General features: G+C 57.9%; 9 protein-coding genes. 2 read left to right on the forward strand and 7 right to left on the reverse strand.

The genetic code is table 11. The annotated features are described in order from the left end of the window. From aspS to V7665_RS10665, 3 genes are all read right to left on the reverse strand, one after another. Nucleotides 1-1,353 (reverse strand): aspartate--tRNA ligase (aspS, locus tag V7665_RS10655; protein WP_335664520.1); only part of this gene is annotated, 1,353 nt, incomplete at its 3' end. Between the two features lie 553 nt (nucleotides 1,354-1,906). Continuing rightward, nucleotides 1,907-3,421 carry an FAD-binding oxidoreductase gene (locus tag V7665_RS10660; protein ID WP_335664521.1) on the reverse strand — a complete coding sequence of 505 codons (1,515 nt, stop codon included), beginning with the start codon at nucleotides 3,419-3,421 and terminating at the stop codon, nucleotides 1,907-1,909. Further along, nucleotides 3,421-3,756 carry a hypothetical protein gene (locus V7665_RS10665; protein WP_335664522.1) on the reverse strand — a complete coding sequence of 112 codons (336 nt, stop codon included), beginning with the start codon at nucleotides 3,754-3,756 and terminating at the stop codon, nucleotides 3,421-3,423. Before V7665_RS10665 ends, V7665_RS10660 begins: the two co-directional genes overlap by 1 nt. A gap of 70 nt (nucleotides 3,757-3,826) precedes the next feature. Between V7665_RS10665 and rnd the strand changes: the two genes are divergently transcribed. After that, nucleotides 3,827-5,017, forward strand: a complete 1,191-nt coding sequence (gene rnd, locus V7665_RS10670; RefSeq protein WP_335664523.1) for a ribonuclease D — start codon at nucleotides 3,827-3,829, stop codon at nucleotides 5,015-5,017. Nucleotides 5,018-5,030: 13 nt separating this feature from the next. Here rnd and V7665_RS10675 read toward each other — a convergent pair whose 3' ends face one another. From V7665_RS10675 to V7665_RS10690, 4 genes are read right to left on the reverse strand one after another with little or no spacing between them, the layout of a single operon-like run. Then, nucleotides 5,031-6,551: a Ppx/GppA family phosphatase gene (locus V7665_RS10675; RefSeq protein ID WP_335664524.1), complete on the reverse strand. Its 1,521-nt coding sequence runs from the start codon at nucleotides 6,549-6,551 to the stop codon at nucleotides 5,031-5,033. Continuing rightward, nucleotides 6,548-8,737, reverse strand: coding sequence for an RNA degradosome polyphosphate kinase (locus V7665_RS10680; RefSeq protein WP_335664525.1), 2,190 nt, complete (start codon nucleotides 8,735-8,737; stop codon nucleotides 6,548-6,550). Before V7665_RS10680 ends, V7665_RS10675 begins: the two co-directional genes overlap by 4 nt. A gap of 3 nt (nucleotides 8,738-8,740) precedes the next feature. Further along, nucleotides 8,741-9,358, reverse strand: a complete 618-nt coding sequence (locus tag V7665_RS10685; protein WP_335664526.1) for a chromosomal replication initiator DnaA — start codon at nucleotides 9,356-9,358, stop codon at nucleotides 8,741-8,743. A 12-nt stretch (nucleotides 9,359-9,370) separates the two neighbouring features. Further along, a complete protein-coding gene (locus V7665_RS10690) occupies nucleotides 9,371-10,657 on the reverse strand; it encodes a heavy-metal-associated domain-containing protein (protein ID WP_335664527.1) in 1,287 nt (428 codons plus the stop codon). 62 nt (nucleotides 10,658-10,719) lie between these two features. On the opposite strand from V7665_RS10690, the gene purM reads away from it, so the two are divergent. Continuing rightward, a partial coding sequence (purM, locus tag V7665_RS10695; protein ID WP_335664528.1) for a phosphoribosylformylglycinamidine cyclo-ligase occupies nucleotides 10,720-11,768 on the forward strand: 1,049 nt, incomplete at its 3' end.

Here is an 11,768-nt window from a genome sequence, read left to right on the forward strand (position 1 = left end):
CGAGAAATCCATTTTCTTCAGCTCGTCATCATATTCGAACATCGGATAGTCGACGATCCAGCAGAATTTGAACGCATTCTTGTCGATCAGGTCCAATTGCTCTGCAGTACGGGTGCGCGCGACACCGGCCAGTTTCGCCGCATCGGCTTCCTTGCCGGCAGCAAAGAACACGCCGTCGTCAGGGCCACAGCCAAGATCGGCCAGCAGCTTCGCCGTGCCTTCTTCGCCGTGATTCTTGGCGATCGGCCCGCCAGCCGCGCCTTCCTTCATGTTGATATAGCCAAGCCCGGCGAACCCTTCGCCGCGCGCCCAGTCATTCATCGCATCAAAGAATTTGCGGCTATTCTTGCCCGCTTGCGGCGCGACAAAGGCGCGCACGGTGCCGCCGGTGGAAGTGATCTTGTCGAACAGGCCGAAACCGGAGCCCTTGAAATGCTCGCTGACGTCCTGAATGATGATCGGGTTGCGCAAATCCGGCTTGTCATTGCCATATTTCAGCATCGATTCCTTGTAGGGAATGCGCGGAAATTCACCGGCTGGCGTGACCGACCGACCATTGGCAAATTCTTCAAACACGCCAGCCAGAACCGGTTCCAGCGTCTGGAACACATCTTCCTGGGTGACAAAGCTCATTTCGAAATCGAGCTGGTAAAATTCGCCCGGCGAACGGTCGGCGCGAGCATCTTCGTCGCGGAAACAGGGCGCGATCTGGAAATAGCGGTCGAAACCGGCGACCATCAGCATCTGCTTGAACATCTGCGGCGCCTGCGGCAGCGCATAGAATTTGCCGGGATGGACGCGGCTCGGCACGAGATAGTCTCGCGCGCCTTCCGGTGACGACGCGGTCAGGATCGGCGTCTGGAACTCGGTGAAGCCCTTTTCGGTCATCCGGTTGCGCAGGCTGGCAATCACCTTGGAGCGCAACATCATATTGGCATGAACAGACTCGCGCCGCAGATCGAGGAAGCGGTAGCGTAGGCGGATATCCTCGGGATATTCCTGTTCGCCGAATACCGGCATCGGCAATTCTTCCGCCGGCCCCTGCATGCTGACGGTATCGGCGACCAGCTCGACCTCGCCGGTTGGAAGATTCTTGTTCACCGTTTCGTCGTCGCGCGCGACAAGCTTGCCAGTCACCGTCACCACCGACTCAACCCGTGCGCCGTCGAGTATCTTGAACGCCTCGCTGCCGGTTTCGCTGACAATCTGGGTCAGACCGAAATGATCGCGCAGATCGACAAATAGCAGATTGCCATGATCGCGCTTGCGGTGGATCCAGCCGGACAGACGGACTTGCTCGCCGACGTGCGAAGCGCGAAGCTCGGAACAATTATGGGTGCGATATGCGTGCATGATGGACCTTTGGAATTGGATGCTTTCCCAGATGGAAAGACTGGAGGCGTAACACAGGGATACGGGCCATTTGTCAAGGCTTGAGATTGGCAGAAGGGGCGGTGCTTTGCACTTGATTAGGGGCTTTGGGTGTCAGGGGTATTCCGGAAGCAGCCTCTGGCTTTAGCTTTCGTGAACGGCAAAAAGTGGGTGGGGAGCAGACGCTAGCGTTTCCGGCGGCCTCTCCAGTCATTGAAGGCAGCTACACCGAAACTCAACGCAACGACCAACAAGAAAAAGAGAGCTAACCGCCACCACTCTACATTCCCGGAGAGAAGCAATTCTAGTCGGCTTGGACGCGTGAAGATGACAGCTGCTAGGCCAAGTGCTGCCCATCCAAATGCTGGCCAAAGTAATCGACGAAAGGCGGGGAGCGGACTTTCCGCAAAATGGTTGGCTTTGGCTTTCCGTTTGTTCTTTTTCTTTGGCATTTACGTCGATTAGGCAACCCGACCAAAGTCCGCAAGTGGGGCGCTTGCACAATGACAGCTTCAACATATTTTTATCGAACAGCCTAGATCAGCCCCAGCTTCACCAATTCGTCATTGGCAAAGACCCGCCGGTCGGCCGCGTCCGGCATCACTTGCGCCTGCGCCCATTTCCAGTTGGCGAAATTCTGCTCATAATCCCGCTTCACCCGCCGTTCGTCGAGATTGTTGGTTTTTCCCCAATGACGGGTGAAAGCAATCCCGGCATCGTCCAGCGCCTCGACCACCTTCTTATAGCCGTTGTGACTGGATTCGACATTCGGTCCGTCAAAATCGATCACGACATTGTCCGGCCAGTGCGCGGGTGCCAATAGGCCTTTTGCCTTGCTGACAAAGCGCAGCGTCACGACCGTGCCCCCTCCCCCGCGCCTGAAACTATCAATAATCAAATCAAAGGCTTCACTAAGCTTGCTACGATCCATTGTAACCGATCCATTGAACAGGCTGGCAATCGGCGCATGTTCCTCGGTCGTATGGCCCCAGGTGGCAATCGCCGGTGGATCATCGACATCGCGATTGGCCGGATAGGCCTGCTCCATTGCCAGCTGCAATATTTCCGCCTGAAAAAAATCGCTTTCCGCCATCGCCTTGCCGAGCAAGGTCAGGGCGTCATACCCGGCTCCCATCTGCCCCGGCGGCGGCGGCGGGATGCTGGGGTCGAAAGGGCGTCTATAAAGAAACCGCAACAGGCTCCTTTTGTCGAAAGGATCGAAAGGATTCATAATAAGCTGCTGAAAATAAGGCTCTTCATTCAGTCCAAACGCCTCCGAAAATTTCCGAAACTCGCCGCGGCACAGCCAGTCGATATGCTCGCGCCTTATCTTCGCTGCCTTCTGGATATTCTGCACCATGTAGATCGGATCGGTCTCGATCAGCATCGCCGTGACAAAGCCCATCGCACCGACATGGAGCTGGGCTGCGGAAAATATCCGGTCGCTGCGAATGATCTCCGCACCGGTCTGCGCGATGAAATCATCGGACAGCACGCCCTTTTTCGGTTCAATCCACAATATCCGTTCCGGCGTCACCAGTTGCACCGCCCGGACATGATCCTGAATCCCTCCCGCTTGCCACACGCTGCCGTGCGTGCCGGTCGCGCAGGCCCCGGCAAAGCTCTGGCCATTGCTGGCACCGCCGGTGCGCAGCGACCGACCGATCTCCTCGGCGCTTTCGTAGACTTCATCGACCGTCGCACCTGCCTGCACCAGCAGCAGCGATTCGGCGCCAACATCGCAATCCGCATGCAGGTCCCTGGCCGACAATTTATAGGTCCGGTTGAGCCGCAAAGTCTCGACCAGCCAGCCGTCTTCGACCACGTTGATTGGCGACGGTGACCAGCCCGCCCCGATCGGCCGCACCGGAATCTGATATTGCCTTGCTTCCCTGAGCAGCCCCAGCACCGTTTCGGCGACACTTTTCAGATACGCCCGACCGTTGATCTCTTCGCCATTCGCCAGTTCAATCCGGCTCTTGAGATTGCAGGCTGCGGTCTGGTGATAATTGGTCCAGACTTGCTGACCAAGATGCACGACCCGCGCCATCAGGCGTCTCCCACATCATGGTCGCCGGCATAGCAGCGATAGGCAATGCTCACTTTCCGGACGAAACCGAAGGTCACCAGGCAGATGAAAACAGCCTTTCCGGTCATGAAAAACCGCATGTCGTTGATGCCCATACGGGCACAATCATCGACTTGCAGCGAACGCCCGCGCCTAGCCGCGAAACCCCAGGCCAATATCGTGATTTCTATTGTTTTTCCGCCAATCGGTCGCGGGTCCATCATGGCCAGAAAGACATCACCGCAATTCGCCATCATCTGCCCGAACAACAATAGAAGCAGAATTGTGATTGCTATCAGTGACCAAATTGCCATCATTTACCCCCAAATTTAATCCGGCGTTCATGATAAGGTTTGCGGGGTGAAGCGCGCGCTGTATAGGATAAAAATGCACATCCATAATTTGCTGACGAACAATCAGGACATCGCCGACATCTGTGAACGCTTCGCGACTGCGGATTTCGTGACGGTTGATACCGAGTTCATGCGCGAGAACACCTATTGGCCGATACTCTGCCTCATCCAGATTTCCGACGGCAAGGAAGCCGCCGCGATTGACCCGCTGTTCAAGGGCATTGATCTTGGACCGCTCATGGAACTGCTGGTCAACAATGAAAATGTCCTCAAGATTTTCCACGCCGGCGGACAAGATGTTGAAATCATCCACAATATTACCGGCAAGACCCCGCATCCGATCTTCGATACGCAAATTGCGGCGATGGCGATCGGGCAGAGCGAACAGATCGGCTATGCCAATCTGGTCGATAGCTGGCTGGGCATTACGCTGGACAAGGGCGCGCGCTTTACCGACTGGTCGCGGCGACCGCTCAACACGCGCCAATTGGAATATGCCGTAGCCGATGTCACCCATCTCGCCAAAATTTTCCCGATGATGCTGGAAAAATTGCGCGAGACCGGCCGTGGCATGTGGATCAATGCCGAGATGGAAAAGCTCGCCGATCCGGACAATTATGTCAATGATCCGGAAAAATCCTGGCTGCGGGTCAAGTCGCAAGGCCGCAATCTGGAAATGCTCGGCAGGCTGAAAGCGATCGCCGCCTGGCGCGAAACCGAAGCCCAGTCCAAGGACCTGCCGCGCGGGCGGATCATGCGCGACGAAACACTGGCCGATATTGCTGCCAATCCACCCAGGGACCAGGTCAAGCTGGGACAGGTCCGTGGACTGTCGGCGGGCTGGAAAAACAATGATATCGGCGCTCGCCTGATGGAGGTGATCGAACAGGCCAAACCACTGTCCGTCGATGATCTGCCGCTGAAAATTGGTCGGCGTCCCAAGAATGGCAAATCCAATGCACTGGTCACGGATCTGCTCAAATTGTTGCTCAAGATTCGTTCGGCGGAGATGAATGTCGCGTCTCGCCTGCTGGCCCGTGCCGATGATCTGGAGCGGATCGTCGCTGGCGAACGCGAAGATGTGCCGCTGCTCGAGGGCTGGCGTTATGAAGAATTTGGCCGGGATGCGCTGGATCTGGTCGAAGGCCGGGTGAGCTTCACGGTCAAGGACGGCAAGCTCAAAATGACTCACCAGCAAGAGGGTGACGTCGCAGAGCCGGAATAGCCCGAATCAGGCGCTATACGCCGGTCATCACCGGCTCCAGCCCCAATATACTGGCGAGATGCCCGTGCCGTTTGGCAACCGCATCGCCATAGAGATGGATCAGATCGCCGGCGATCGTCAGCTCGAGCTTTTTCCCCGTTTTGCGGATGTGCGTCTGTTCCAGCGGATTGCGGGTGCCGCCGCTCAGCCGCTGCCCGAGACGCATGGCCAGTCCCCAGCTGATCGCCCGCTTGGTTGCCTGTTCGCTGGCAAGCTGACCGCCGCCCGGGAAGATGTCATTGCCGCCGCCGAAGCTGGTATAGAGCGCCTGCCCGAGCATTTCGCGTTCCGGTCCGGTGATCCCGACCCAATTGCCATGCAATCCCATCTCCAGCCCCCGCTCGGCCCGAAAATTGGGATTGGCGCGCCACGCGACATCGCCTAGATTGCAGGCGGCCTGACGGATGCGATGCCACTCGGACGGATCGTCGGAAAAAATCTCGGCAATCCATTTGCCGAGCAATTTGCTGTTCGCCGGGAAACGGGCCTGTGCCGTTCCGGCATCTTCGGTCGCCAGCAGCAGCGGATCACGCGCCGCTTCCTGCTTGCTCAAAATCTGGAACAACAAGCCTTCCCGCACCCCATAAGCAGAAACAACCATCTTGCTGCTGTTCAGATAGCGCACCAGCATCGACAACAGCCAGGCGGCATCCTTCAGCGTCGGTATGCGCGACGTAGACAGACCGGGCACGGTCTTGAGCTTGTCCCGGTTCAATTGCGCCAGCCGGCTGACCAGCCGCTGTGCGCGGCGCGGTTCCATCTCGTAATTGTGGATGACCGGGAGCGGATAGTGGCTGTCAAACATGTCGAGCCGGGCGAGAGACCGCCAGGAACCACCGACCAGATAGAAAGGAAGTCCTTGCGCCTGCTTCTCCCATCCGGTTTTCTTGAGCATCTTGCGCACCTGACCCTTCAGCGCGTCCTGTCCCTTGGCGCGCAGGTCCGCAACCCTGAGCACGCCGAGCGGGAAGGAAAAGCGTTCCAGCACCTTGCCCTGGTCGACCAGCGCCAGTTCCAGACTGCCTCCGCCCAGATCACCGACAATGCCTTTGGCATCCGGTATGCCGGAAATAACGCCCAGCGCCGCCGATTCCGCTTCTTCCTCGCCCTGCAGCACCACCACATCAAAGCCGATTTCGCGCGCCGCTTTCAGCAGGTCCTTGCCATTGCTGGCATCCCGTACCGCCGCCGTGGCGAAACTCTTGATCCGGTCGACTTCCATTTCCATGCACAGGCGATGAAAACGCTTCAGCCCGCGCACGGCCAGCGCCATCGAATCCTTGCCGATCGCGCCGGTGGTCGACAATTCCTTGCCCAGACCCGCCATGACCTTTTCATTGAACAGGATCGCGGGGACCCTGGCCGGGCCCTGATAGACGACCAGCCGGATGGAATTTGAACCGATATCGACAATCGCCGTGCGCCGGATGGATTGCCTTTTTTTTGCCTGCCCGGATTGTGCCAATATACCTTTTTGCACCAGCACGTCGGTCACGCCTTTTTCTTGCGGCGACGCAGGCTGAGACGGGGAACCGCATTGCTTTTCTTGAGCGCCTTGCCGCGCCCGGACAGGGACGGGTTGGTCATGAAATAGCGATGCAGGTTGAACGGCTTGTCGGAAGGCTTCACCCTTGTGTAGCTGCCGTCGGCATTCAATTCCCAGCTCTGCTCGTCATCGATCAAATTGGCCACCATGACCTGATCCAATATCTGATCATGGACGGTTTCATTGGTGATCGGCATCATATATTCCACACGCCGGTCGAGGTTGCGCGGCATCCAGTCGGCCGACGAAATATAGACTTTCGCGCCGTCATTCGGCAGTTCCCGGCCATTGCCGAATGCCCAGATACGGCTATGCTCCAGAAAGCGACCGACCACCGATTTGACTCTTATATGATCCGACATGCCCGGCACATCTGGCCTCAGGCAGCAGATGCCCCGGACCACCAGATCAATTTCGACACCGGCATTGCTCGCCTGATAGAGCTTCTCGATCAGCGCCGGATCAACCAGCGAATTCATCTTCGCCCAGACCATGCCGGGCTTGCCGGCCCGGACATTGGCAATTTCCTGATCGATCAGACCCATCAGGTCCTTGCGCATATCCCGCGGCGACATGGAAATGAGCTCCAGCGCCTTCGGCTCGACATAGCCGGTGATATAGTTGAACAATTGCGCGGCATCCCGCGCCGCCCGCGGGTCAGCGGTGAAGAAGCTGAGATCGGTATAGATTTTGGCGGTTATCGGATGATAATTGCCGGTGCCAAAATGACAATAGGTGCGATAGCCTTCCTGTTCCTTGCGCACGACCATCGAAATTTTGGCGTGGGTTTTCCATTCGATAAATCCGTAAACAACCTGCACGCCAGCGCGTTCCAGCGCGCTCGCCCAGAGCAGATTCTGCTCTTCGTCAAAGCGCGCCTTCAGTTCGACGATCGCGGTTACCGATTTGCCGGCTTCTGCGGCATCAATCAGCGCCCGGATGACAGCGGATTGCTTGCCGGCACGATAAAGCGTCTGCTTGATCGCCACCACATCGGGATCGGCAGCCGCCTGCCGGAGAAACTCGATCACCACCTCGAATGATTCATAGGGGTGGTGGACCAGGATGTCCTTGTCGCGAATCGCGGCGAAACAGTCGCCGCCATGATCGCGAATCCGCTCCGGGAAGCGCGGGCTGTAAGGCGTGAATTTAAGATCCGGGCGGTCTTCATCGACCAGAATTTCGAGATCAGCGACACCGACCAGACCATTGATCCGGCTTTCAGTGGCGCCGTCATGCAGCAGATTCTCGCGCAACATCGCAACCACGGGTTCGGCCAGCTTCGGCCCCATTTCCAGCCGGATCACATCGCCGCGACGGCGGCGTTTGATCGCGCTGCGGAAATAGCGCACGAGATCTTCCGCCTCTTCCTCGACCTCGATATCGCTGTCGCGGATGATCCGGAACAGGCCGCTGCTTTTCACCGCATAGCCGGGAAACAGAATATCGGAAAATGCCTGGATAACGGTCTCGACAGAAACATAGATCGCCGATTCACCGGGCAAGCGGATGAAACGGGGAAGGCCCGACGGAATCATCACCAGTTCCCTGATCCCCTGATTGTCCGATTCACGGACCAGATCGAAAACCAGACTCAGTCCCTTGTTGGGAATGAAGGGAAAAGGATGGGCCGGATCGAGCGCCTGCGGAGTCAGCACCGGGAATATCTGGTCGATAAAATGCTGTCTGAGCCAGGCTTTCGAAGCATCGGCAAGTTCGGGCACGTCCGAAACAAAAATATCTTCGTCGGCCAGCGTCTTGGACAGGGCCGACCATACCCGTTGCTGATGCTCAAGCAGCGAATCCGTTCGGGCTGCTATGGCGTCCAGCTGCTGCGTGGCGGTCAGGCCATCGGCCGAACGTTCTTCAATCTTCTGGCGATATTGCCCGACCAGCCCGGCGAAGCGAACCATGAAAAATTCATCCAGATTGCTGCCGGAAATCGACAGGAAGCGCAGTCGCTCGAGCAACGGATGGGCGCTGTTTTCCGCCTCTTCGATAACCCGCTCGTTAAAGCCCAGCCAGCTTATTTCGCGATTGAAATAGCGCTTGCTGCTGTCTTCCGCCAATGCGCCGACGGCAGCATCCCCGGGCAATATGTCCGCATCCAGCGACTCTGCAGCAGGATTTCCCATGGGTTAAATTACCACCTTCTCATCATCAGCGTCAAAAAAACCGAGCGCCGATTTCGCGATTGCCAAATTTATCGGTTTTTTGGACTCGATCGCAAGCGAATCCATTTTTTGCGCCAGTTGGCGCACCATGGCATAGGACCGGACCATGCGTTTTTCCAGATAACGCAACGCGTCTTCGGATATGGTCAGGCCACGCGTCGCGAAATATTTCTGGAACAGCCCGTCAATCATCGCCTGATCGGGCGCGCCGATTTCCAGATGCAGCGAGGCGGCGAGACGGGATTGCAGATCGGGAAGCGAGACCCCCCATTGCGCAACCGGCTGTGCCGAGACCAGCAATAGCGGCTTATGCTCGCCATTCGCCCGATTCCACAGATTGAAAATCTCCATATCCTCGGATTCGCAGGCATCATCGAGGCACAAGCCGCCACTCTCCGCTGCGAACGCCGCAGCCATGGTGGTTTTGCCGGAGGCTGCGGGCCCGGTCAGAATCAACGTGTGGTGCGACCAGTCGCGCCAGTGCTGCAAGTGCTGATGCACTTCGGCATTGGCCGCGGTCACCAGATATCCGCCCTGTTCCGGCGACGGTTTTTGTTCAAGAGGGAGAGCTATCTGACTCACGGTTTGGTTACTTCATTGTCCGGAACGACTGATACGCAAGGCGCCCGCTCCCTGCTGCACTTGCCATCCTTGTGCCCGAAGGGCCTGGGCAAGAGCAGAAATATCACCTCTGTAGGTCACGTTCATGACCGAAACGCCGCCCAGCGCGAGGCTGGATGTCGAAGCGGACGTAACCCCCGGAATCGACCGCACCGCCGATTCGCCGCGACCGACCGCGCCGACATCCGGCGTATCAAATTGCAGCGAAATGCTGGTCGTGGCGGCGGCCGTCGTCGCGGGCGCTTCGCCACCCGATTCTGATCCGCCAGGCCCCGTTATGCTCGCAGGACCTTCAAGTCCGCCGCTCTCGAGCGCCGGACCGTCTTCAAGATCAAAATCGTCTAGACTCAATTCATCCAGATTGAACGGATCTTCGATGATCAGCGACTTGTCGGTTTTCAGCACGCCGCGCGACAAGGCGCTGGCATAGATATTGTCCAGGCGCACAATGCCCTGATCCAGCATCTTGGGAATATCTTCGCTGCGGGCCACTTTCAGCGTGAAACTGTCTACATAGCGGTTGTCGGGGCCATAGCGGGCGGTAAAACGCCCGGTCACCGGTCCCCCGGGATATTCATAGGTCAGCCGGACAATCGGGATGATGACATCCGCTGCGCCGAATTGATCCAATATGCTGCGCCACCAGCGCCGACTCGGGCGATTGGCCTGCCCCGCGGTCAGCACCAGCGACTCGCTATCCGATCCATAAGGGCGGACATAGTCGATAGCGCTGTCGCCAGAGCTAAAGCGCGCCCAGGCCTTTTGCCATTCGGTGCGGCTTTCAAATACCTGAGCGGAACCGCCGCTCCACATCACCGGCAGCACCAGCAGCGGCGGCGATCGCAATCGCTGACCACCGACACCCAGAATCGACCCGGCTCTCGCCCGATCGAACATCACGCCCAGCGTTGCGATATAGCGTCTTGGACCGATCTGCTCCTGCTCGACGATGATCGCAGAGACAATTGTATTGAGCCTGGCGTCGGGCAAACCTTCGGTTTCACTGCCATGAGTGCGCTTGTAGAGCATCTTCCAGGCTTTGCGCTGGGCTTCTTCCCAGCCTTTTTTGCGGGCCTCGATGGCGTTATCGCCATGGACATCGACTGCCACGCCCATGACTTCGAAGTCACCGGTGCTGGCAAGCGGCGCAACCCCGCGTTCGGTGCCTTCCAGCTGGGCATAGACAACCGTTCCGGCGAGCATGGTCACGACGGATATGATGGCAGCGAACTTGATCCTGAAGTCAGTCAAAAAACTCATTTGCGCCCTTTTGACGATTATGGCGTGGAAATCCAGCCGCGACTTGTCTAATCGCACAAGTTATGAGTGAAAAGCAAAATGAGCCGGATTCTTACACCTATGCGAAAGCCGGTGTATCCATCGAAGCGGGCAATGCCCTGATCAAGGCGATAGCGCCGCTGGCAAAAGCCACGGCGCGCGCCGGTGCCAATGCCGAACTGGGCGGTTTTGGGGGATTTTTTGACCTCAAGGCGGCAGGCTATCAGGACCCTCTGCTGGTCGCAGCCAATGATGGCGTCGGCACCAAGCTCAAGCTCGCGATTGACCATGACCGGCATGACATGGTCGGAATCGATCTCGTCGCCATGTGCGTCAACGATCTGATCGTGCAAGGGGCGGAACCATTGTTCTTCCTCGACTATTTTGCCACCGGCAAGCTGGAAAACGGCATCGCCGAACGGGTTGTGGCGGGAATCGCCGAAGGCTGCAAGATGTCGGGCTGCGCGTTGATCGGCGGCGAAACGGCGGAAATGCCGGGCATGTATGCGGAAGGGGATTATGATCTTGCCGGTTTCTGCGTTGGCGCAGTCGAACGCGACAAAGTCGTAACCGGAGCGACGATCGAGCCAGGCGATATCCTGCTCGGCCTCGAATCCTCCGGCATCCATTCCAACGGTTTTTCGCTGGTCCGGCGACTGGCAGCGGACAAAGGCTGGAAAATGGAGCGCCCTGCCCTGTTCAACCCGGACATATTATTGATCGAAGCATTGATCGCCCCGACCCGAATCTATGTAAAATCGCTCCTGCCGCTGATGCAGTCCGGACGGATCAAGGCGCTCGCCCACATCACCGGCGGCGGTTTGCTCGAAAATATCCCGCGCGTATTGCCGGATGGCATGCACGCCCATGTCGATGCGGCGAACTGGGAGCAGCCCCGGCTGATGGCGTTCCTGCAGGCACAGGGCAATATCGAGCCCGAAGAAATGGCGCGGACCTTCAATTGCGGGATCGGCATGGTATTGGCGGTCTCCCCCGACGAGGCGCAGGCGATTACCTCAGATCTCGAAGCGGCTGGTGAAAAAGTCCATCAGATCGGCGATGTGCGCAACGGCACCAAAGGCTGTTCGGTAAC

It is taken from the genome of Parasphingorhabdus sp., from assembly GCF_036964675.1.
Lineage (GTDB): Bacteria > Pseudomonadota > Alphaproteobacteria > Sphingomonadales > Sphingomonadaceae > Parasphingorhabdus.